Origin of the sequence: Kitasatospora sp. NPDC048407 (assembly GCF_043200475.1) — a bacterium.
Classification (GTDB): domain Bacteria; phylum Actinomycetota; class Actinomycetes; order Streptomycetales; family Streptomycetaceae; genus Kitasatospora.
On sequence record NZ_JBICXW010000025.1, the window covers coordinates 1 to 23,223 of the forward strand.

General features: G+C 68.9%; 14 protein-coding genes and 1 tRNA gene. 7 read left to right on the top strand and 8 right to left on the bottom strand.

The window, feature by feature from the left end; genetic code table 11:
* Positions 1-109: 109 nt before the first annotated feature.
* Positions 110-171: transfer RNA gene (locus ACGFWJ_RS31325), tRNA-Leu, on the bottom strand.
* Positions 172-499: 328 nt separating this feature from the next.
* Between ACGFWJ_RS31325 and ACGFWJ_RS31330 the strand changes: the two genes are divergently transcribed.
* From ACGFWJ_RS31330 to ACGFWJ_RS31340, 3 genes are all read left to right on the top strand, one after another.
* Complete coding sequence (locus ACGFWJ_RS31330; protein ID WP_392955502.1) at positions 500-988, top strand: hypothetical protein; 489 nt, start codon at positions 500-502, stop codon at positions 986-988.
* 66 nt (positions 989-1,054) lie between these two features.
* Positions 1,055-1,360 (top strand): transposase, encoded by a 306-nt coding sequence (locus ACGFWJ_RS31335; RefSeq protein ID WP_392955504.1) that lies wholly within the window; start codon positions 1,055-1,057, stop codon positions 1,358-1,360.
* A gap of 5 nt (positions 1,361-1,365) precedes the next feature.
* The gene (locus tag ACGFWJ_RS31340; protein ID WP_392955621.1) at positions 1,366-2,268 is read left to right on the top strand and encodes an IS3 family transposase; all 903 of its coding nucleotides are present in this window, start codon (positions 1,366-1,368) and stop codon (positions 2,266-2,268) included.
* Between the two features lie 242 nt (positions 2,269-2,510).
* On the opposite strand, the gene ACGFWJ_RS31345 is transcribed toward ACGFWJ_RS31340, so the two are convergent.
* Positions 2,511-4,226, bottom strand: coding sequence for an ATP-dependent endonuclease (locus tag ACGFWJ_RS31345; RefSeq protein ID WP_392955506.1), 1,716 nt, complete (start codon positions 4,224-4,226; stop codon positions 2,511-2,513).
* Positions 4,227-4,407: 181 nt separating this feature from the next.
* Complete coding sequence (locus ACGFWJ_RS31350; protein WP_392955508.1) at positions 4,408-5,547, bottom strand: Fic family protein; 1,140 nt, start codon at positions 5,545-5,547, stop codon at positions 4,408-4,410.
* A 498-nt stretch (positions 5,548-6,045) separates the two neighbouring features.
* On the opposite strand from ACGFWJ_RS31350, the gene ACGFWJ_RS31355 reads away from it, so the two are divergent.
* Entirely contained in the window at positions 6,046-7,293 is a 1,248-nt protein-coding gene (locus ACGFWJ_RS31355; protein WP_392955510.1) for a tyrosine-type recombinase/integrase, read from the top strand.
* A gap of 1,135 nt (positions 7,294-8,428) precedes the next feature.
* On the opposite strand, the gene ACGFWJ_RS31360 is transcribed toward ACGFWJ_RS31355, so the two are convergent.
* A complete protein-coding gene (locus ACGFWJ_RS31360; protein ID WP_392955512.1) occupies positions 8,429-13,747 on the bottom strand; it encodes a sacsin N-terminal ATP-binding-like domain-containing protein in 5,319 nt (1,772 codons plus the stop codon).
* A gap of 378 nt (positions 13,748-14,125) precedes the next feature.
* Here ACGFWJ_RS31360 and xerC point away from each other — a divergent pair, with 378 nt between their 5' ends.
* Positions 14,126-15,373 carry a tyrosine recombinase XerC gene (xerC, locus tag ACGFWJ_RS31365; protein WP_392955514.1) on the top strand — a complete coding sequence of 416 codons (1,248 nt, stop codon included), beginning with the start codon at positions 14,126-14,128 and terminating at the stop codon, positions 15,371-15,373.
* Positions 15,374-15,501: 128 nt separating this feature from the next.
* Here the strand turns inward: xerC and ACGFWJ_RS31370 are convergent, their stop codons facing one another.
* The 4 genes from ACGFWJ_RS31370 to ACGFWJ_RS31385 form a co-directional block, all read right to left on the bottom strand.
* A complete protein-coding gene (locus tag ACGFWJ_RS31370; protein ID WP_392955516.1) occupies positions 15,502-16,407 on the bottom strand; it encodes a hypothetical protein in 906 nt (301 codons plus the stop codon).
* Positions 16,404-16,982, bottom strand: a complete 579-nt coding sequence (locus tag ACGFWJ_RS31375; RefSeq protein WP_033256750.1) for a DUF6932 family protein — start codon at positions 16,980-16,982, stop codon at positions 16,404-16,406. Before ACGFWJ_RS31375 ends, ACGFWJ_RS31370 begins: the two co-directional genes overlap by 4 nt.
* A 168-nt stretch (positions 16,983-17,150) precedes the next feature.
* Positions 17,151-17,978: a restriction endonuclease gene (locus ACGFWJ_RS31380; protein WP_392955518.1), complete on the bottom strand. Its 828-nt coding sequence runs from the start codon at positions 17,976-17,978 to the stop codon at positions 17,151-17,153.
* Positions 17,979-18,120: 142 nt separating this feature from the next.
* Positions 18,121-20,127, bottom strand: coding sequence for an ATP-dependent endonuclease (locus tag ACGFWJ_RS31385; RefSeq protein ID WP_392955520.1), 2,007 nt, complete (start codon positions 20,125-20,127; stop codon positions 18,121-18,123).
* Between the two features lie 278 nt (positions 20,128-20,405).
* Here ACGFWJ_RS31385 and ACGFWJ_RS31390 point away from each other — a divergent pair, with 278 nt between their 5' ends.
* Together ACGFWJ_RS31390 and ACGFWJ_RS31395 are read left to right on the top strand one after the other, a co-directional pair.
* Positions 20,406-21,911 (top strand): restriction endonuclease, encoded by a 1,506-nt coding sequence (locus tag ACGFWJ_RS31390; RefSeq protein WP_392955522.1) that lies wholly within the window; start codon positions 20,406-20,408, stop codon positions 21,909-21,911.
* A 248-nt stretch (positions 21,912-22,159) separates the two neighbouring features.
* On the top strand, positions 22,160-22,846 hold the full coding sequence (locus tag ACGFWJ_RS31395; protein ID WP_392955524.1) for a DUF488 family protein: 687 nt from the start codon (positions 22,160-22,162) through the stop codon (positions 22,844-22,846).
* Positions 22,847-23,223: the final 377 nt, after the last annotated feature.

The window sequence follows — 23,223 nt, forward strand, 5'->3', positions numbered from 1 at the left end:
ACATCACCCGAGCCCCGACCGGCACGCCAGTTCGGCTGACGTTCACACGAACGAGCGATCACGAACCCAGAGAAAGGGGACTTAACGTCCACTCACAACCGACTTACAGTCGGGACGACAGGATTTGAACCTGCGACCCCTTGACCCCCAGCCACCACCTGCGGCATCCCGCTGATGCCGCTTGGGACAGCGGCCTGCAGATTCGCCTGCTGCGGGGCATCCGGGATGCGGAACAGAACCGCCTACCCACTGGCTACGCGCCGTGATCTTCCGTTCGGCGTGTCGTCCTGCGCGTGTCGCCGCCGGCCAACCAGGGCTCGCTTCGCGCCCTGCTTCGCACGCTCTACCGACACGCCGAACGAGGTGGCGAACCTTGGTGTCAGAGAGCACCAAGAGCAAGGAGGGGTTCATGGGACAGCGTCCACAGCGGGGCAGGGTGTACCGGCGGTGCGGCTGCTCGGACAGCAACGGAAAGCAACTCGGGCCGTGGTGCCCTCAGTTGGCCGGCGATGTGAAGCACGGGAAGTGGACGTACTGCGTCGACCTCGCCCCCGACGAGGGACAGCGCCGCACCCGCCGACGGGGCGGGTTCGCCACCCGGGCCGAGGCCGCACGGGAGATGGCCGCAGTACTGGACGGCGAGCTGCGCGGAGTGTATGAGAATCGCCGCACCACGGTCGCGAGCCTCCTCCGGGAGTGGCTGATCCTGCAGAAAGTGCGGTTGGCACCGAACACGTACGCGGGCTACCAGGCATGCGTGGAGCGCGACCTCATCCCGGCATTCGGCCACCACCGGCTCCTCGACCTGCGGCCCAAGCACATCGACGAGTGGATCACCGCCCAACTCGACGCCGGACGGGGCAAAGTCACCGTCTATCGGGCAGCGTCCACCCTTCGCAACGCGCTCAACGTCGCCGTACGCTCCTGGCGCCTCCGCTACAACCCCGCCAAACATTCCGTCCCACCCAAGCCCCGTGCCACCGAATGAGGTTCCCCCGCTGACCTGGACAGCTTGATACTGGGACGGATGGTCCCGGAGGAAGCAGCCCAGGTAGTGAGCAAGCAGAGCAACAGGAGCAAGCGGTACACAGCCGAGTTCAAGCGCGACGCGGTCGAGCTCGCGCTGTCCTCGGACAGGACTGTCACCGAGGTGGCCCGGGATCTCGGCGTCAGCTCCGAGGGGCTGCGGAACTGGGTCAACCAGGCGAAGGTGGACCGGGGCGAGGGCCCGACCGGCGCCCTGACCAGCGCGGAACGCGAGGAGCTGGCCCGGCTGCGGCGGCAGAACCGGGAACAGCAGCAGACCATCGAGTTTCTGAAAAAAGCCGCGGCCTTCTTCGCGCAGGAGACGCTGAAGTAGGCGCCCTGTGCGCCTTCGTCGACGCGGAGAAGGCCACCGAGACGAACCCCGGCGGCTTCAGCGTGGCACTTCTGTGCCGCGTCCTGGGTCTGCCGCGCTCCACCTACTACGCACATGCCGCCACCGCCCCGGCCCGGCGGGTTCGGCAGCGGGCCGAGGAGAGGCTGGTGGGTGAGATCCGGGTGCTGCACGCCGGCTCGCGCGGCGCCTACGGTGTCCCCCGGATCCACGCCGCCCTGGCGCGGGCCGGCCGGGTGGCCAACCGCAAACGCATCGAGCGGCTGATGCGCGAGCACGACATCACCGGCATCACCCGCCGCAGGCGTCGGGGGCTGACCCGGCAGGCCAAGCGGGCCGTGTTCGCCACCGACCTGATCGGCCGGGACTTCACCGCCCCCAGAGCCGGAATGCGACTGGTCGGCGACATGACCGAACTGGTCACCGGGGAAGGGAAGTTGTATCTGGCGACCTGCATCGACCTGGCCACCCGGGAGGTGGTCGGCTGGGCATTGGCGGACCACCACCGCGTCGAGCTGCCGGTCGCCGCGCTGAGGCTGGCGGCCGGACGCGGACAGTTGGAGGCAGGCTGCATCATGCACACCGACTGCGGCAGCGAGTACACCAGCAGTGAATTCCGGCCTGTGATAAGCGAGTTGGGAATGAGACAGTCGATGGGAAGGGTCGGCTCCTGTTACGATAACGCCGCAGCGGAGAGCTGGTTCGCCCTGTTCAAGGCCGAAATCGGTACCACAGTGTGGGCCACCCGACCCCAGGCCCGGGCCGACATCTTCCGCTTCATCGAGGTCGAGTACAACCGCACCCGGCTCCGCAGGCACCCCCAGCTCGGGTACCTCACCCCATTTGAAACCCGGGCAAGACTGCGGCACGACTTCACCCCCGCAGCGTAGAAACCCGCTGTCCAAGATCAGGGGGGAACTTCAGGAGTGACTTCAGTTAAGACATCCTCGCCCTGTGTAAGAGCACCTACCCCAACCCCCACCTGCTGCACGCCGAGGCCGCCCTCCTCCTGGACGCCAAGTGATCCGGGTACTGACCGCCTCAGAGCGTAACCGGCGTCCCACGGAGGCGGTCGTCATCGGCACTCTCCTCTGACCGGCTGACAGAAGAACCGCTCGACCGTCCGGCTCCGCTACCGACAAGATGCAAGATAGGTGTCCACCTTCGAGCAGAAGTCGCCGAGTTCCACCGAAGGGTGGAGATGGTGGCGGCCCTCGAAAACGTCGGTGAGCCACCGGCTCTTATTCGCGGACGGCACCTGCCGGACCCACCCTTCGAGTTCACCGACCGGGACGAGGAAGACACCGAGCCGGGCAAAGTAGTCGGTCAGGCGCAGCACAGCAGCATAGGGCTCTCCGCTTCCGAGCGCGGGCATGCCTGCCTTCTTGAGCTGCGGCCACCCACCGGAGGACTTCAGGAGGGCGGTGATGTTCGTACGTTGCTCGGTGGTGAGCGCGTCGCCGTTGCGGGGATCGCCGAGGATCTCATTGATCTGCTTCTTGATCTGCGGGGCGCTGGTGACGGTGACGGTGGAGTTGACGGTGTCTTCCAGGACCTTCAAGTCGGGCTCAATAGCGGCGAACTCACCGCCAAGGGCAGCCAGGGCTCGTTTGAGCAGGTTGCGGTCGTTGAGGAAGTCGAGGTCGGCGACGATGGCGACAGGGATGCCGCATTGTCGCAGGCGCCGAGCGGTGTCAGCCAGTTTCGCCTTGCCACTGGTGTGAAGGAAGACGAGGTTGCTGTTCGGTCGGCCCTTCATCACGGTGTCGAAGGTAGCGGCGTAGAACTGGCAGTCGCCCTCAGACTCGCCGAGGACAACGCCGTCGTGGAAAAGGCCAGAGATGATGTTGGAGTACCGCAGGACCGGGGTACGCAGGATCTCTGCGACGGCCTCGGGCTCCAAGACCCTGGCGCGAGGGCCGGACGCGGTGCGGGAGATCCGGACCAGGGAAACCGGTCTTTGGGCCGCTTCCAGGATTCCGCTCACGAAGTCGGAACTGTGGGTGGCGACAAAGACCTGGCAGGGCGAGGGAGGAAGTTCTGCCAGGTAACGGCCCAACAACCGGGCCTGCGGCGGGTGCAGGAAGGCCTCCGGCTCGTCGATCACAATGACCGGCCTAGGGCGGGCCAGTGTATGCAGTAGGAGGTTGACGAAGCTGCGGAAGCCGTCGCCTTGCTCGTTGACTGCAGGAAGCCGATGGTAGGCCTGGCGAAGTTCGGACGAGATCGGCGGGACTTCATCTTCCATGCCCGTGTCGCCTACCTGGAGGCGGATATGCTGCTCATACCGGTTGAGCGCGATCGGCTCGCCGAACGCCGACCTCACGAGTTCGGAGAACCGGTGGTGGGCTTCGCGGTTGTCGAAAAGGTGCTGGGTCGGATGGGCTGGCGGGAACGCGGAGTCCCACAACTGCGAATCCGTCTGGTTGCTCAGCCGCTCCTGGGTCCCCTGCTGGGCCACGAGGAAATGGGCAATACGTGCGAACGCCCTGTTGTCCCAAGAGTTCCTCACCTGGAGCTCGATGGGGCCTTCCGCGGGGGCCCCGGCGTGCATCGCGTAGATGGGCTCCCCTGTCTGCGGGTTCGGCCTCGGTTCTTCGCCCCTGGCCCGTAGCCACTCGACGAATTCCTGGGCGCTTCCGCTGCTCTGAATCCGCGTCGTTGCGATCCAACGGCCCTCGGGCAGCGCCAGCTCCGGGGAGGCGGTAAGGGATGCGGCCAGTTCGCGTAGCAGCATCGACTTGCCGCTATTGTTCGGGCCAATGAACACCGTCATCCCGTCAGCGGGCGGGTTCACCACCGTGCCGTCCTTCAGTATCAAGTCAGCCACGTTGAAGGCAACACTCATCGTCCACCCCGGTGTTCGCCCCCGACCGCAATGCCGAGGTGACGACACCGTACTCCCACACCGAAGCCTCCGGACCAACTAATGAAAGGTGGCAAGAGGGATGCACGGGCGTTCGGGGTGGTGGTGGCGGTAGGTCTCGGTGGCCGGCTCTTCGCCGATCACGTCCGGGAGTCGGCTCCGTTCAGTGGCCCGTGTACGGGTCCCGCAGCGGTCGGGGTTCGCGGACCCCGCGCGTGATGCCCTCGGGCAGGTCCGGGCCAGCGGTGTAGTAGCGGCCCTGGGCCTCGCCATTGGTGGCGAGCCAGCCAGCGCGGACCAGTTCGCGGATGTCGCGCTGGGCCTGCTGCTCGCTCAGGTCGGCGTCGGACTGGTAGGTGGCGCGGCGGACGCGGTTGCCCATGGCGGCCGGGTAGAGGGCGTAGAGCATGCGGTCCGGCCAGCCCTGGCGCTCGACTGCTTCGTCGAGGGCGGACCAGACCTCGCGGGTGGTGGTGACCTGGCGTTCGACGGTCTGGGCCTGCTGGTGGTGGGCACGCAGGCAGAACCGGACCCACGGCAGGGTGTCCCGGTCGGGAGTCCAAACCGGGCCGCCGACTTCGGCGAGGATGTCGTAGTAGCGGTAGGTGTTGCGGGCCCGGCCCAGCCATTCCTCGATGCTGGAGAACTCCGGCGCCATGACGCCTTCGCGGGCCAGGACCAGAGTGTGCAAGGCGCGCGACATCCGGCCGTTGCCGTCCGACCACGGATGGATCGACACCAGGTTCAGGTGCGCCATCGACGCCCGCACCAGACCGGGCGCATCGAGGTCACCCGAGTTCAACCAGTCGACCAACTCTCCGGTCAACTCCGGCAGTTGCTGTGCATCGGGGGCGGTGTAGGCCGCGATCGTCGGATCTTCGGCGGAGGTTACGTACACCGGCCCGCTTCGCCACCAGCCGGGCCGCTTGAGCAGGTGGTGCCCCTGCATCATGAAGTGCAGCGAGTTGAGCAGGCCCTTGCTGTAGGCGAAGTCGTCACCGGCCTCGGCCAGGCGCTGAATGTAGGTCATCGCCTGCCGGTAGCCCTCGATCTCGGCCGTGACGGTGTCGCTCGCGTCGATCGGCGCCTCGCCGACCATGATGTCCTCGACATCCGACACGCTCGCCGCGTAGCCCTCGATCGTGTTCGAGCCGGCGATCGCCCGCGCCGTGAGGTTGCGTCGCAGCTGGCCCTCCCACCGGCGCGGGGTGCGCAGGTGCAGGCGCAGCCGGTCCCGCATTTCGTCGATCTCCGCGAGAACGGACTGGTCGATGTCGCGCAGGGCGGGCGCAGCGTAGAGCATGACGTGATGACACCATGACGGCGTCATTAAGTCAATGCTGGCCGGTGACGGTTGCAGCGGCACGTAAGCCGTCCGGCAAGGGCCACACAGATACACGCCCCGCCGAGGCCGGTCGGGGCGGCGTCCGCCTTCGTCTACGGGGCAGATCCGACGGCGAGCACACCCAACTGGCCAGCACCTCGCCCCGCCGAGCACCACGGCGACGCCCGGGGACGGGCGGGAACTACCGGTCGCGGCCAACTGGCATCACGACCTGGTGGTCAAGCTCGGCGCAACCGGAAAGCCCGATGCCCAAGAAAGAACGCTGCGACCATCCTTCAGCGCACCAGCGTCACAGCCGCATCAACTTCCCACCCGCATCCGCGCCGACTGCTGCAGCACCGACAGGGCGCCGCCTGCTGGACCCACGTGCCGCGCACACAACGGCGGGCGCGGCACGATGAGCGTCCGACACAAGGGCCCGCGATGTCACGTCCACCAATGACGTAGCCCTGAACCATGAACACCTCACGCAAGACCCCGAAACGATCACACGGCGCCGAACCCTACGCGCAGACCACCGCGGCCCCCGATTCGACGACGCTTCCGGCCGCCCTCCACCCCAACACCACGCACGTGCCCCTTCACCACACCCGTGGCGATGCCGTCCCGGCCCAGACCCAGGCGTGGGCCGCGTTTCTGAACACCGCCGTCCACAACGGGCTCGACCCGACTCTCGTCACGCAGTGGCTGACCGTGCTGGCCGACGCCACCGGCAGCCCCGTCCTCTCCCACCTCGGCTCGATGGCACTCGCCGACTACGTCGACCGCCGTCTGACGGTGATCCTCGCCGGACTGGAAAGCACCACCCACTCCCCCTACCTCGCCGGCCTGCGCCTGCGGATCCTCCCGGACCTGGGGCACCTGCCCGTCGGTCTGATCACCACCGGCATGATCCAGGACGCCGTGTACGCCTGGATCGCCGACGGCTGCGGCCGCTCCACCGTCAAGAGCACCCTCGCGATGCTCCACCGCATCCTGCGCCAGGCCGTCGCCGACGGACTGATCGCGAACGAGTCGGCCCGCGTCACCGGCCGGCAGCACGAACTCCTCGAACCCCGCGCCCTCGCCCTGCGCGACTGGGACGCCCTCACCGAACTCGCCGACGCCCTCGTCAACGCCTCCTACAACCACTATGGGGGCTGGGGCGACGCCATCGTCCACAGCGCCTGCACCGCCACCCGTATCGGCGAGGTCTCCGGCGTCCGCGTCGAGGACATCGACACCGAACAGTGGATCCTGACCTGCCGCCACCAGACCACACCCGCCCCCGGCGGCCTCGTCGACAAAGCCCCCAAAGGCGGCCACACCCGCCACATCCCCGTCATCGAACCACTGCGCCCGCAGATCCTCCGCCGCCTCCACGCCACCCGCGGCGATCCCGACGCGCGCCTCTACACCGGCCCCCGCGGCGGCCGCATCACCACCGCCGTCCTGCGCGACGCCACCCACTGGGACGAGGTCGTCCACACCCTCGGCCACACGCACCTGCGCCGCCACGACCTCCGCCACACCGGCCTGACCTGGATGGCCGACGCCGGAGTCCCTCCCCACATCCTCCAGGAAATCGCCGGCCACCGGGACTTCGACACCACGGTGCGCTACCTCCACCCCGACCTCCGCACGATCGCCGAAGCCGGAGACACCCTCACCCGCCACCTCCTCGAACAACTCCGCCGAAGCGGACGAATCCCCCGAAGGTGGTGACACATCAACCAAGGCCACCCGCGTACGACGGTAACGATTCAGGCATGACGCCACCGACTGAACGTTCGTCAGATGAAACCAACTCCCGCAGCGCAAAGCCCATTTCATTCAAGAAGGGACCCCGAAACGGGATATCACGAAACAGCCTCGATCACTCAGAGTGGTCGAAAACCCGGGCAAATCGGGCGAGGTTGTGAAATCCATGCACCCGGAGGCCGTCGGACGACCCATCAGCAGCCTTGCAAAGAAGGGGAGTTGGGGTACGGGCCTGCCGCGCGCCGGTTAAGCGCGCCAACCGTCGGCCGACCCTGGCATAGCGTCACAGATCGCCGCGAAAACCGTAGATTCAATGCCAATCACCCAACGCAACCTATGGATCGCCGGTAACCCCACTTGACCCGACGTCCGAAATGCCACGATTTGCTATGCCCGAAAACCGCCAGAGGCGGCCTTCCCGTTTCCGGGAAAACCGCCTCTGACCTGCGACGTTACCGTCGGGACGACAGGATTTGAACCTGCGACCCCTTGACCCCCAGTCAGGAAGGGTTTTCCTATTCCTGCCTGAATTGCGCTCACATACACGTCGTGCGTGTACAGATGAGCGCGCTTCGTGTACCTCGCGCGACGGCGCGCATGACGTGTGGTCCCCAGCTGGTCCCCAGCTCAGGGGCTTGACGAAGGGTCCGGGCGACGTCCATGCCTCAAGGGAAGCGCCGCCCGGCCACGGATCCAGCGGTTCCTGCGGACCATACAGAAATTTCTCGGAAGGAGGTCGATGGTCGCCGAGGAAAATCAATCCGCCCTGACCGAAGAGCAGCCAGAGAACGGCCATTGGAAATCCCATGGACCGCTATTTCCCGTAGGCCCTCGAGAATTTTCGACCCTCGCCGTGGCGCACCCCGAAGTCCCGTCCGAGACCCACCACCACCGCACCATGCACGCTCCGGGTTGTACGAGCCCGACAACCCAGGGCCGAGCGCTGCCTCCGGCCTTGCGTCCACTCCCTTGAAACAGCGCGCATACGGGCCAATGCTGCGCGAGCAAGCCGCCGTACCTACCGAAAGGACTCAGTGATCATCCCGAGGCGTGTTGCCAGCCTGTGCGCTGGTCGATCGCGGTGCCTCTCCTGTCCGAATCACAAGTGGTAGGTGAAGCGCAGCGCGCCCCCCTCCTCCCGGTAGTACCCGCGCCCCCGCGCCCCGAAGGGATTGGGGAGCATGTGCACCTGAAGCTGTTCGGAATCGAGGACGGAGGTGATCACCAGCAGCCGCCACCGGTCGTCATGGCCGGCGTGCTGCTGGGCCGCTCGGACTTCACTCTCTCCCAGTTCGATCTGCCCACCCTGTCCCTGCGTAGCCTTGACCTCGAACATCAGCGGGTGCTTTCCGGAGCCGATCCGGAAGTCGAAGCCGAGGCCATCGTCCCCGGGTGAGCCGGGGAACGCGCCGCGACGGTTGGTGGAGACCCAGCTGCTCTCATCGGTGCCGAGGTATTGGCGGCACAGCCAGTGGTAGGCGTACCACTCGCCCGCGTATCCAATCGCCGTCCGCTGGGCCTGGGACAGTCCGCTGTCCGCCCGGCCTCGGGCGCCGCCCGGACGGTTCCCGGTTCGGCTTCCCCTGTTCCGCGGCCCGATTGGGGTGAGGCGGGCGAAGTGGTGGTGGCCGCCGACCAGCTCGGGCCTGGCGTCCAGTGCTGCGCGCAGTACGGCGTTGAGTTCGGTGAAGTCGCCGGAGTGCACGTCGAGTTCCCGGTCTCCCACCGAGATGAGCCTGCGGGCGCGCTCGCGCGCCGCGCGGGCCCGGTTCGTGACGGTCCGGGCCTCGTCCAGGTCCTCCGGGGTGAGCCCGTGCCGATCGAGGTCCGCCGTGCGGGGCAGGTCGGCCGGCCACTGCCCGAGCGCGGCCAGCCAGGCGACAACGTCGTCCGGGCCCAGCACTCGGAAGTCGAGCGCACCGGCCGCCTCCAACCGGGTGGTGATCTCCTCCGCGGGGACGGCGGCCGCCAGTGCTGTGGGGAGCGTCCGGCCGGACGCCGTCACCAGGGCGACGAGGTCCTCGGCCAGGCCCGCGATTACGCTCTTGTTCCGGCCGCGCGCGTACTCGATCGGCGGCAGCGGGTCCCCCTCTTCCGGTGCCGGCCCGCCAAGCCGCACGGCGAGTGCCTCTTCGACCTGTGCCCGCAACAGCGCGGTGCCGGCAGTCTCGACGGTCAAGGCCCAGGCCGAGGGCGCAGTGACCCAGTCGAGGGTACGGAGTTCCGGCCAGTCGCTCAGCAGCCGCCGGGCGTCGAACTCCTCCAGGGCAGACCAGCGGAGCCGGTTCAGCAGCTCCTTGCGGTGAAGGTCCACGAATGTCCGGAGCGCCTCCTCGTGTGCCTCGCCGCGGCTGATCGGTTGGTAGCGCGGAGCCAACGTGGCCAGGGTGTGGTTCAGCGCAGCGAAGTCGATCCCGAGCGCCGCCCTGAGTTCGTCGGTCGACCTGGCCGCGCGGGCCTCGCCGACGAACTGCTCGGCCGTCAGCATGAGTTCGTTCTCGCAGGTGCGCAGTGCGGTCGTGAGGTCCTGGGTGTCGCGCGGTGTCGGGTCCGTCAGTTCGTCTGCCTTCGCCCGGCCGAGCAAGTGGACGAGCACCGGGTAGCCGCGCTGCAGGACACCTCCGACAGCGCCGTCGATCCGGCGCCCGGTCTGTTCGAGCTGGTGGACGGAGAGGCCGAGGGCCCGGGCGAGTTCCGGCTCCGCCGGTTGGCTCAGGTCGGCGTGGGCGTCCCCGAGCTTCAGCGCGGCCAACTGCAGCCGGTCGCCGAGACTTCGATGTCCGATCAGGTCGGCCATGGCGACCGCGAACCGGGCGACCTCGCGCCAGCTCCGGTCGCCCTCCCGCGTCAGCAGCAGCGGGTGCTTGGGGTCGGACAGCGGCAGCACTCCGTCCAGCCGGTCCGGTACGGTGACAGGCTCCTCGTCGAGGGTGACCTCCCAGTCGGTGTAGCGGTGCAGTCGCACCGCACGGAGGGCGCCCGTCAGCTCGGTGAGGGCGGTGTCGCTCGGCCGGGGTTTGTGCGGATCGTGGTCGGCGAGTGCTGCCACCGCCAGGGTCAGCCAGGGGAATTCGTCGACCAGCGGTTCACCCATGGCCGCCGGGTCCACCAGCTCGCCGTCGACGGTGGCCGAGAACTTCAGGGAGTCCACGGCCCGGAAGGCGCCGGGGCAGATCTCCTCGAGCAGGTCGCAGACCTGCCGGGCGATGCCCGGGAGCACGAGCAGCGGCTGTTCCATCTCGCGGATGAGGCGGGCGGCGAGGCTGGCGCGGTCGCCGGTGACGTAGGCCACCGCCCGGTCGTCGCTGTCGTCGGCGAGTTCGTCGAGGGAGACGGCCACCATCCGCTCGCCCGCTTCGGCGAGCAGGACGGCGTCGTACGGGAGCTCGGGGTCGGGCTGTGCGACGAGCTCGTTCCAGGCCCGCTCGTTGGCCCGCTGAGCCAAGGGCCAGTCGTCGCTCCGGATCGCGCCGTCCTCCAAGAACCGACCGAGTTCCGCGATCAGGCGCGCACTGTGCTCGGGCTCTCCCCATATGGACAGGTCGGCCTCGCCGAGACGGTCCCGGACCACCTTCGACTCCAGCAGGTGGCGCAGCCGCCGGTCGACCGTCGGCATGAACGCGGGCTCCTCCTCCGCCCCGGTCGGGCAGTACCAGGCATCGGCCGGGCGCACCCAACGCACCGCGCCACCGGCGCCCCGCACCGGAAGCCAGGGCTGCCCATGGACGAAGGCTTTCAGCGGCGTGCTTACGTACTGGTGGTCCGTCGCGCGGCTGCCGTCACTCGTCCATTCCGTCCTGAAGTGATCCCGTTTCCACGTCGCCAGACCGCGCAGCACGAGTCGGGCGTACGCCAGGCGGGCCGCCTCGCCGAGCCGCCCCACGACCTCCTGGCCCGGCAGTCGGAAGGCGTGGCCGCCGTCGTAAGGCGTCTGGCGGTACAAAGCACTGGACCACAACCGCCCTATGTGCGCCAGCCACTGGGCGTCGACTCCCTTCGGGACCTTCGCCATCCTGACCAGGGTGGCCGCCGTCAGAGCGCCACCATTGGCCCGGCGCTCGGCCCCTGGCGTGATGACGGGTATCAGTCCGTCGGTGACCCCGAGGGCGGTCAGGAAGTCGCGCCACTCGTCGAGGGTCTCGCCGCGCTTCACCATCGTGTCCGGCGGCGCGATCAGACGCTGGGCGATCCAGCGGAGCGCGGACGACAGTTCGCGGCCGTCCGCCACAACCGTCGCCAGGTCGTCCCCGGTGGTACCCGTCCATCCTGTGCCGAAGGCCGCTCCCGAGGCCCTGATCAGCGTCCCGTCCGCCGAGGGCACGTACAGCTCCACCGAGGACAGCCCCGACTCTCCCGTGAGCTGCTTCGAGCGCCACAGCCGGAAGACGAACCGGAGGGCCTGGAGGCGCAGCTTCTGGTCAGTGCTGCCGGCCAGGGCCAGCCTGACGTGTTCCAGCAGGCCCTTGGGGTCGAACGGCCGGACCAGGCCGGCCGACTGCAGGAAGAACCGGGCCCGCTGCCGGTGCCTGTCGTCGTCGTTCTCGGCCCAGTTCAGGTCGGGGTGCAGGCAGAAGAGCCGCTTGCCGAGCACCGCGGGCACTGCGAGGGTCCCCTTGTCGCCGCGTGCGGCGGGCCCGGGCTGGAAGAACGCCTGTCGTCGCTGCCCCGGCTTTCCGTTGTCGCCACCGCCGTTCGCGCTCCGCAGTGTCCCGTCCTCGGCCAGCAGGATCATCCGGCCGCGCAGTGCCTCTCCGTCGTATTCGAAGAGCGTGGCGAGGTCGGCGTACAGGGCGTCCCAGTCGCGGACGGATTCGCCGGCCCGGGGCACCGGCAAGGTGGCCACGATCCGTTCCACCATGTCCGCCAGCACCGACGGCTCGGGCTCCAGCTGGCACTTCAGCGCGCGGCACATGACCGCAAGTCGCCTGAGCCGCTCGGCGCCGATCTCCGGATCCACCACGGCGATCCCGGTCGCGTGTGCCTTCTCCGGTACGAGCAGGACGAGTTCGTGATCCGGCCAGAGCGTCGCATTCCTCGGTGTCGTCCAGCCCTCCTCCGGCGGGGCGCCTTCGCTTCGCACCGTCGGCACGATGGGTACCTCGCCCAGCTCACGGCCGTGCACGCGCGGGGCCGCCGCCGACAGCAGTCCCGCGTACTTGCCCGCCGTCTCCCAGCTCACCAGGTCCACCGCCATCTGCCGCATTCGCAGCTCGGGCAACGCCCGCAGGCGCGCCGACGCCGCCAGACAGGTTTCGGCCGCCACTTCGAACAGCAACCTGTTCAGGGGATGTTCGTGGTCCAGGTCGGTGCGGTCCATCTTGGTGTAGAAGGGGGCGCTGAGATGGCCGGGGAAGGGCGCCAGGACTCCTTCTCCCAGCGGCAGGAAAGTGAAGGTCTGCCCTCGCCTCGGCCTCGCGGCCGCCACCGGCAGCGCCACCTCCACCACGGCCGGCTCTTCCCATTCCAGCCAGGACTCGTCCAGCCGGCCCAGGTCGACCGCCGTCTTGACGGTGGATCGCAGCCGTTGATCGTCCACGGTGTGACGCGCGATCACGAAGCGCCCGGCCGGGCCGAGATCGACCTCGGCGAACGAAACGGCAGCGGCCGGCGAAGGGCCGACCAACGCCAGCGGCCGCTCGACGCGGGTCAACTCGCTGACGGTCTCCACCACACCCGCGACGCGCCGCTCAAGCACCAGGTGGGACAGCCGGTCCAGGAAGAGCATCACGGGCGCCTTGACAGCAGCCAACTCCTCGAGACGGCAACGCACTTCGTCGAGCGCGGCCGCATGGCGCAGCGGGATCCGGACCACGGTCACGCTCCCCGCCTCGGCCAGCTGCGCGCAGGCCTCCGGCACCTCGGCCACCGGGTAGGGAATCTGGAACGGCGGCAGCCTCTTCGCCTCTCGCCGCGCCGCCTCCCGGTCGCCCAGCAGAACCGTCAGCTCCTCCTCCAGCGCGAACCGGAAGCAGTAGCCGTCCAGCACCGCCGGGCCTGACCCCGCGCTGCGGGCGCTGTAGATCTCCGGTGCGTCCGTGATCTGCAGGAGGCTCCGGAACCCGATCCCCTTGTTGCCGATGCCCTCGCCGATCTCCTTGCCACTCCTCGCCAGCTTGCACACCGACTTGACCGTGTCCCAGGTGAACGGGGTGCCGCCGTTGCCGACCAAAAGGGTGCCGAACTCGCCGTCGTCCTCGTCGAGGAGAACATGCACCCGGCCATCGGGCCGCTGCCTCGGGTGCGCGTCGTGTCCGTTCTGCAGGAGCTCCAGCAGGAAGCGGCCGGCGTAGTCCCGGGCGGCGCTGAACGAGGCTGCTCGCAACTGCTCCGCCGCCTGTGTGTGCTCCAGCCCCCGCCACTCCGCGAGCAAGGTCAGCGAGTACTCCCGCAACTCGACTGCAAACACACTGTCGTTCACCGATCCCCCTCAGCCCAGTTTCCATCCGAACGCTATCGCGCGCCCACGACAGTGGCGGTGTGAGCTGCGAGTTCGCTGGCCAATACCCTCGCGCCGTTGGCTACCGCCGCTTTGGCACCGGCGTCGGCATACGCCGGCCGCACTCTCCTCATCGCGGTGGCTCTTCCGAGCACCGACCCCGTGCGGGCCCGCGCTGCGCGATCAAGCTGGCCTACCCACCGAACGTGCTCCGTGATAACCCTCACGGTGTGTCGCCGGCGCGTGTCCCGGCCGGTCGATCTCGCTGTGCTCCACGCCCCGCCACGCGCGCTCTGCCGCCACGCCCACCACTCCCGCAACGCTGGACACGCCATCACCACTTGGTTCGAGGAGGAGCCCATGGCGCAGTGTCCCAAGCGTGGTCGGGTGTACCGCAGGTGCGGGTGCAAGGACGGCAACACCGGGAAGCAGTTGGGTTCGTGGTGCCCGCGGCTGGCCGCCGATACCGCGCACGGGCGGTGGACGTACGCGGTGGACCTGGCGCGGGAGGACGGCAAGCGTCGGACTCGGCGGCGGGGCGGGTTCGCCAGCCGGGCGGAGGCGGCCCGGGAGATGGCGCGGGTGCTGGATGCCGAGTACCGGGGCGTGTACGAGGACCGGACGCTGCGGGTCGGCCTGTTCCTGTACGAGTGGCTGGAGGCGAAGCGGCCGACGCTGGCCCCGAACACCTGGGCTGGCTACCGGGCGTGCATCGAGCGCGACCTGGTCCCCGCGTTCGGCGGCATGCTGCTCCTCGACCTGCGGCCCAAGCACATCGACACCTGGGTAAGCAGGCAGCTCGCCGCCGGCCGGGGCCGCACCACCGTCCACCACGCGGTGGCCATGCTGCGAGGCGCCCTGAACCACGCGGTACGGACGTGGCGGCTGCGCCACAACCCGGCCAAGCACTCAGTCCCGCCCAAGCCCCGTGCGGCGGTGCGCACCTGCTGGACCCCCGACCAGGCGGCGGCGTTCCTCCGCCACAACGCGGAGCACTACGCCGACCGGCTCACCGACCTGTTCGAGGTCATGCTCGGCACCGGGATGCGCCGCGGCGAAATCCTCGCCCTGCACTGGTCCGACGTCCACCTCATGGACCGCAAGCTCTACGTCCGCTGGACCCTGACCGCCATCAACAACGGGAAGATCCACCTCGGCGAACCCAAGACCGAAGCCAGCCGCGCCTGGATCAGCCTCTCCCCCAGGGCCATGGCCGCCCTCCACCGCCAGGCCGCCATCCAGATGGCCGTCGATCCCCACGGCCGGCTCGAAGGGCTGCTCTTCGCCCGCCCGGACGGGGAGCCCCTTCGGCCTCAGTGGGTCCTCGACCAGCTCCGCAAACGCACTGCCGAACTCGACCTGCCGAAGATCGGTCTGCACGACCTGCGCCACACCGCTGCCAGCATCATGATCGCCGCCGGCATCCCTCTTGCCGTCGTCTCCAAGACACTGCGCCACGCCAACCTCGCCATCACCGTCGATCTCTACGGCCACCTCCTCAAGGACTCCGCAGACCATGCCGTCACCGCGCTCAGCAGCGCACTCGATCGTGCCGACGCCCGTCACGAGGACAGCAGCGCCACGACTGCTGTTCGCCTGGCCGCATAGGTCCAAAGACACGGGCCGGGCGGCACTGGCGGGTGCCGGGAATCGGTCGCCCGTCGGGCCGACGAGCTGGCCCGGGAGCCTGTGGCGATCGGACCGGTTCGTTCTTGGTCGCACGCAGCGGATCTTGGTCAGCTGCCGGGGAGGGCTTCGGGCCCAGGATCTATGTCGAGGAAGCGGTAGTCGGTCGCACGGGTTCGGCTCATAGCGTCGAACGTGCGTCGTTGCTCGACGATGAAATGGACTTGGTCGCCCAACGCGAGGCGCATGCCGAAGAGTTGCTCGGGGTCGTCGAATTTCACGTCCCAGGCCGGTGACTTCTTCGGCAGGCCGGTTTTGATCCGCACCACTCCGGAGCTGCGCAGTTCGGTGATCCGGCCGGACAGTCGCTGTACGTCGACGGCGGTGTGGGTCTCGCGCAGGCGGGCTACGTACTCTCGGCCGCGGGCGGTCAGGGTGGCGGTGCGAACGTCGCCGTCGGACGCGAGCCATTTGATGCCCATGCCGAGGTCGAACCTGTCGAGGGCTTTGACGACGACGTCGACCGGGTTGAGGATCTCGCTCCACGCCCGGACGTCCTGCTCGTCTTCGAGTGCTTGCAGGAGGTTGACGAGTTGGCGTACGCCGGCATCGGCCGGTGAGATGTCCAGCGACAGTCCGTCAAAACCCGGTTCCGGATCGGGTGCCGGTCGGGGCCGTACGTGCATGACGGTGCTGCCGCGGGAGAGGCCCGTTAGCTCCAGGGCGACGTGGCGGTGGGCTGCCGCTGAAACGCTGTCCTGGAGGGGGCGCAGCAGGGCGTTGCCCCAGTCGAACTGGAGGGCTCCGCTGGCGGCATGCTCGCCGGTGAGTCGGATCTGGAGTTCTTCTTCTGCGCGGGCCTGGGGGTCGTAGCGCTGGAGGTAGTCGAGGCTGGCGTGGCGCAGGTCGCTTTCGACGAGGTCGTCGTCGCGGTCCTCCACGCCTTCCTCCCGAAGTTGCCGGGCGGTGCTCTCACCGTGGAGTCGGCGCATCTGCTCCCGCCATTCGGCCGTCACAACGTCACCTCCACGTAGCCTCGTACCGGTGCGGCGCTCTGCACGCTCGGTTCCCCCTCACCCGGCAGGCGGCATCGCTGCCACCAGTCGTCCCAGCGGCCTCGGTCCCGGAAGTACTCCAGTTCCTCGGCGGTGAAGTCCTGGGGCTGGAACACCTTGGCCACCGGTACGTACGGGATCCGCAGAGGGGCCACGCCGTACCGGTCCTGCATAGCCTTCCAGCTCTTGAAGGCGGTCGTCAGCCATTTCGAGCCGGGGTTGCCCCGAATGGCCCGCTCGGCGTCGGGGTTCATCAGCAACGTGGCGTCCACGTTGTGAGGGTCGCGCTTGGCACTGACGAAGCTTCCTCCGAGCCAGACGCTGTGGATGAGTTCACGGCCCTGCAGCAGCGTCGCGAACTGCTCCTCCAGGTGGATGAACTGGTAGAGATACTCCTGGAAGCCCTGCCAGACCTGGGCCCGGGTCGTGGAAGCGCGGAAGCGCTCCGCGTCGACGAGGGCTTCGGCAGCCTGCGTGATGGTGAGCCGGTAGCGGCCGGGCGGCAGGTGCCCGTGGTCGTTGAAGTCTGGCAGCACAGGCCCCCCTCACCGTTCGTCCACGGTGACCCTAGCGGCAGATCGCGTGTCGGAGACCATGGTGCAGGGAGATCATGCGAAAGCGTGACCTCATGGAGCTGGGGCTGAAGGTCGTCCGCTCGTCGGGCACTTGCCGGCCGTTGGCCGGGGTGAGGGATGCTCGGGCGATCAGGCGCTCGGGTCCGGGCCGCGGTCGATCTGGAGGACGTCGTAGAGGTGCTGTCCGGCGCCCCAGCGGGCGAGGCGCTCGCGGTCGACGAGATGGAGTCGCTGCTGGGTGGCGAAGTCTGCCGCGGGTTCGGTGAAACCGTTGAGCGCGACGACGACCGGCACCGCCGCGCCGTGAACCGGCCGGGCGGTGCCGTTGAATCGCTGCACCGCCTCCGATGTCACGGGGGTCGCGTAGCGCTTGCACTGGAGCACGACTCGTCGGCCGAGGTAATCCCGGGCGAGGACGTCGGCGCCGAGGTCTCCGGCGCTGCCGACCCGCACGGTGTTGGTGAAACCATCGCGCTCCAGCAGTTCGCGGCACATCTCCTCGAAACGGGGCGGCGTGGCGGCTGTGAACGCTTCCAGGGTGTAGTCGAAGGGCCGTCGCTCGTAGGATGCGACGGGTTCGGGTGGTGCTGTCGGCCGCATCGGCCGGTGGGCCCACTGTGCGATGCGCTCGGTGACTCGCTCAATGGCGGTGGTGCGGGCATGGGTGAAGCGTGCGGAGATTCCGGCTCGGAGCAGGGACCACAGCGGCTGCAGGAACCGGCGTAACGGGGGACCGAGGACGGTACGCCGGAGTGCGGCACGCAAGGCAAGGAGCACCGCGGCGGTTCCTACGAGGGTCGCCACTGCGGCAAGGGGGTGTCCCCACAGCCAGGACGCGGTCTGCACCACGATACCGAGAAGGACCAGTCCGGCCAGAAAGGCAAGCCCGCTTCCCCCGTCGCCGGCAGCGTCCTCGTTCGGCTTGCCGGGCTGGGAAAGCCCGTCATCGGTCACCATGCCAGTCCTCGCCCCCGTCCGTATGACGAGAGCGTAGGGCGCTTCCGCATGAGCGGTCCGTGCTTTGCGTCAACTCCTGCGCCGGGCTTGTCGATCAAGATTCTGCGGTCGGTTCCGAACAAGCGGCGGGTCCGTGAAGCTGTCAGCGGCCGACACGGCTTGCGCCGCTGATGCCGGCTGCCTCAACAGGAGCCTGCGGTCCGGGTTGCCGCGGCAGGATGTGATCTGCGGGTGGCGTGTTGCTCTTCAGCAGTTCCTGGACGTTGGCGAGGAGTTCGACGAGCAACGAGGGCGGGTTGCCTTCCGCGCTGCTGGCAGCTTCCCGGTAGGTGGGGGCGTTCTTGCCGGGGAATCCGTCGCCAGAGTCGATCAGCTGCTTGATCCGCCTGGACCATGCGGGCCAGGCGCCCTTGAGGTACTCCTCCAGGTTGTCGTCGAAGACGGTGTAGGTGGAGGTGGCCCAGGGGACCCGCTTGCGTGCGCCCAGGTATCCAAGCAGGTCGACGTTCATCCGGGCCGCGTCGTCGGCCGCCGTGGTGATCTTCTTCTTGGCTTGAAGGTAGTCGTCGTCGCCTTCCCGTCCTTGGATCGAGGCCAGTTTCCGGTCCGCCATGCCACAGTCGCCGTCGAAGACGACGTAGCAGGGCACTCCGAGGGCGGTGAGGATGGCGTGGCAGAGGATCAGGTTGTTCTTGCCGTTGACGTGGATCACGCTGACGCCCTGGGCGGCGAGGCCGAGGTTCATGTTCTGGGCGCAACCGGTGATCAGGCCTGCGTCGGTGTCGCCTTCGACGAGGATGGCGGCCAGGGCGAAGAAGCCTTCGGCGAGGGTGTCGGTGCAGCGGAGGCCGGCGTGGCGGCGCACGCTGTCCGGTTTCACGTAGCCGGCGAGTGCCTCGCAGAGGTCGTCCACGGTGACCTGGCTGGTGTGGGTCGTGGGGTGGTTGTCGACGAAGTCGCGGCGCAGGCGGCGTACTTGGTGGAACGCACGGTGGTCGACGAAGACGGTGCTGTGGGTCGCATACGTGACCTGGACGCGGCTTCCCTCGGCGGTGGCGAGGTTGCGCAGGACATCGGCGAAGATCCTTGCCTGCGCGGGGTGTTGGAAGAGTTCGGGCTCCTCGATGGCCAGGCACAGGGTGCGCGTCTCCTGGCTGGGCCGTCGGGTCTCGGCGAGGAGCTTGAGGGCGGCGATGATCAGCGCACGCTGGAAGCCGTGGCCTTGGCGGCTGACGGAGGTCTCGGCGGCGCCGTCCCAGACGCTGACCTTGAAGCTGGTTCTGGCCGGCTTGGGCGTGTGGACGACCGGCGCGAGCGCGATCCCGCGTCCCGTCGTGAACTGCGCGAGCTCTCGGGAGAGCGCACCCGAGATCCTGTCGAGGACCGGCTTGTACGCCTCGTTCTGGATCTTCAGCCGCTCTGCGTGGGCGGTTTTCTCAAGCTCGCTGAGGGCCTCGATCTCCTGGGTCCGGTTCACCGCGTAGTCGAGGATGCGGCCCAGCGCGGAAGCCTTCTGGTCGTCGGCTTCCTCCGCGGCGCGCAGGTCGGCGGAGACGAAGACGAAGTCGATCAGCTCGGCAAGTTTGCTCTGGCCCGCGAAGCCGAAGAAGTGAGTGCCGTTGCGCTCGGTGGGGACGAGCCGGTCGCGGTGCTCGCGCTCCCAGGTCAAGAGCGCCTCCATGACGGCGGCCTCAGAGCCTACGGACGGCAGTTCCAGGTCCGGCTGCTGCTCGCGCAGTTCGCCGTACGCCTTCCGTTTGGCCATCGCGGTCGGCACGGCCCTGACGGCTTCGAAGGGAGGGAAGGCGAGGGCCCGTCCGCTGATCTTGTCCTCGCCGTCCTCCCAGGTGCGCCACACGATCACCGTGTCGCTCTCGGGCGGGGCGTAGCTGCCGAGCACGCCACGGTCGTACTCGGTGAGGTCGTTGAACTCGACCTCGACGGTGATCCGGCGGCTGTCGGCCGCGGAGTGGAGGTCGTGCTCGTCCAGGGAGAGCGTCTTCTCGCCATTGAAAAACCAGTCGAGCGCCCGCAGGACGGTGGACTTCCCCGCGCCGGTCGGCCCGATGAAGCACGTCGTCGCATCGAACTCGATGTCCACCTCCCGCAGGCTGCGGAAGTTCTGGATGCGTGCTCGCTTGATCTTCATCGGTACCTTGTGGCGTGCGAGGGCGGTGGGACGGTCGGCGATCTGCGACGTATGTGAATGCTAGTAGCCGATGTGACTGAGGGTCAGCGAAATAGCGGAGCGGCAACCACCCTGGCGCGCTCGGGCTGCAGGGTGGCATCCGATGCACCGCCGACCACCCACGCCTGGGGCTGCTCCACAGCTGCCCGGTACCGCCGGTTCGGCGTGGGTACGGGTGGGTAGGGCTCGCGGAGGTCGGGTGGGTGCCGCCGTGGGGCGGCCGGGGGCGGGGAGGGTCGTTGGCGCGGCGCAAGACGGTGGCGGAGTTGCTGGCGGAGGCGCTCTTGGCCAAGCAGCAGGCCAAGCTCGCCCAGGCCGGGGCCGGCCAGTCGGCCGCGGCGAAGCCCGCTGCGGCGAGACGGCCGCGCACGCCCCGTCGGCCTGATCCGGCGGCCGAGCACGCCCGTCTGCTGGCCGCCGGGGAGAAGCTCCTCGCCAAGGAAGACGCCGCGAAGGCCAAGGAGGCGGCCCGGATCGAGGCCGACCTCGCCAAGCGCCAGAGTGCGCGCGAACGCGAGGCACAGCAGCGGCAGCGCGAGCAGGAACGTGCGGTCCGGGAGCGGGAGCGGCTTGGGCGCGAGGCGCTGAAGCAGCGGTCGAAGGAGGAGGCCGAGCAGCGCAGCCGTGAAGTCGCGGCTGTGCTGGACGAGTTGGAGGCGGTGCTGCGCGACCGGCCGGACGGACTGGAGGACTGGCACCCGCTCGTCGAGCAGGCATTGGCGCACGACGGGGCCGCCGGGGTGGCGGAGGTGGTGGAGGACCTGCTGCGGCGCTCGCCGGTGCCCGCCGGGTGCCGGGATGACGCGGCGGTCGGGTACATGCCGGAGGCCGGGCAGCTGCTCGTCGAGGTGGCGCTCCCCTCGCAGGACATCGTGCCGGCCGTGTCCGGGTACCGGTTCGTCGCGCAGCGCGGGGAGGTCGTTCCGCTGCCGGTCAAGGAGGCCGACCTGCAGGAGACCTACCGGCGGCTGCTGGCGCGGTTGGCCCTGCGGGCGCTGGACGAGGCGTTCTCGGTGACACCGGTCCACCTGGTGGGCACGGTCATCCTGAACGGGCACGTGGCTACGACCGATCCCGCGACCGGGCGGGCGGTGCGCCCGTGCGTGGTGAGCATGGTGGTCGAGCGTGCGGACTTCGCCGAACTCGTCCTGGACGAGCCGCGGTTGGACCCGCAGCGCTGCCTGCGCAACCTGGGCGCGGTGGTCTCTCGGCACCCGCACGACCTGGAGCCCGTGCCGCCGATCGTCGACTTCGACCCCGCCCGGTTCAAGATCGCCGCCGACACCGCCGTCGTCGGCCCGCTCGACAGCCGCCCCGACCTGCTGCAGATGGACCCGTTCGCGTTCGAGCGCCTGGTGCGCGAGCTGTTCACCGCGATGGGCTACGAGACCTGGCGCACCCAGAACTCCCGCGACGACGGCCTGGACGCCGTCGCCGTCCGCCGTGACCCGGTGGGCGTCACGGTGATCGCCGTCCAGGCCAAACGCACCAAGAACGTCGTCAGCCCCGAGGTCGTGAGGGCCCTGCTCGGCACCCTCCAGGACAAGCAGGCCGCCCGCGGCGTCCTCGTCACCACCTCCTGGTACGGCAAGGCCAGTTGGGAGATCGCGCACCGCAACGGCCAGCGACTGGACCTGATCGACGGCCGCAACCTGAAGGCCCTGCTCCTCGAACACCTCGGCATCGACGCTTTGATCGGACTCCCGAAGATCCCACCTGGCTGGGAGCCTGGCGACATCGACTGAAGAACACCGTTTCGGCCTGCGTCCACCGCGTCCACGCTGCTGCGTCACCACCAGCGCGTGGCCACTCAGGCGGCGCCGCTACTGGAAGGAAAGCGCCGGGGTGTGGAGCCCGTACGCACTTCCATGGGTGCGACCAGTGGCTCGCGATCTTGCACTGGAGCGTCGCCCTCGCCAACGCCAGTCGCGGCCTTCACCCATTTGAGGACGCGGCGACAACCGCCGGCTGACTGCTCGTTAGGATTTCCGCCATGTCTGGTCGCTCCTACGCCGATGGCTCCGAACGCGCTCGCGCCCACCGCCTGGGCCGCCGGCTACGGGCGCTGCGCGAGGCCCGCGGCCTGACCCGACCCGAGCTGGCCTCCGCCGCCAGCGTGCCCCTGCGCACGCTGTCCCGGCTGGAGTGCGAGGGCGTGGCGCAGCCCGGGCTGTTCACCGTCGCGGCGTTGGCGCAGGTCCTGGAGGTGACGGTGGACGAGCTGGTGGCGGCTGCGGGTGCGGTGCCGGGCCTGTGGTCCACGGGGTACGAGGGGCGGACGATCGACTCGTTCGTGGCGGCGCTGGTCGGTGCGGGCGTGGACGCGGTGGCGGACGTCCGACTAACACCGATCAGCCGCAAGCCCGGGTTCAGCAAAACCCGGCTGAGCGCGGCCCTGGCCGAGGCGGACATCTCCTACCTGCACCTGCGCTCGCTGGGCAACCCGAAGGACAATCGGGCGCCGTTCTGGGACGGCCGCGTCGGCGAGGGCCTGGCGGCGTTCGCGGACGTCCTGGCGGCGGAGCCGGCCCGCCGGGAGCTGGCGGAACTGGCCGAGTTGGCCGTCGAGCGTTCGGTGGCGGTGCTGTGCTTCGAGCAGGACGAGAGCCGCTGCCACCGCCAGGCCGTGCTGGCGGAACTGCACCAGCGCACCGCGCTGCCCGTCGCCGCCCTGGCCTGATCCGCTTCAACTCCCGTCCGGACAGGTACTCTTGCGCGTTCGACACCCTGGGCGCCCAATGGTGACAGGAGTCGAACCAGGGGGCTGGCATGTCGGCATCGGGCTGGGAACGAGCGCGCGTCCTGATCACCGTCAAGACGTATCCCGACGTCTCGCACAAGTACCTGGAAACCTGCTGCGTCGCCGGAATCCGCCTGGACACCGACCCGGTGCGGCACGTGCGGCTGTTCCCCGTCTCGCACCGACTGCTCGACGAGGAGAAGCAGTTCGGGAAGTACTCCGTCGTCGAGGTCGACATCCGGCGCCACCACACCGACCGCAGACCCGAGAGCCTGCGCCCCAACCTGGACACCCTCCGAGTCGTCGACACCGTCAGC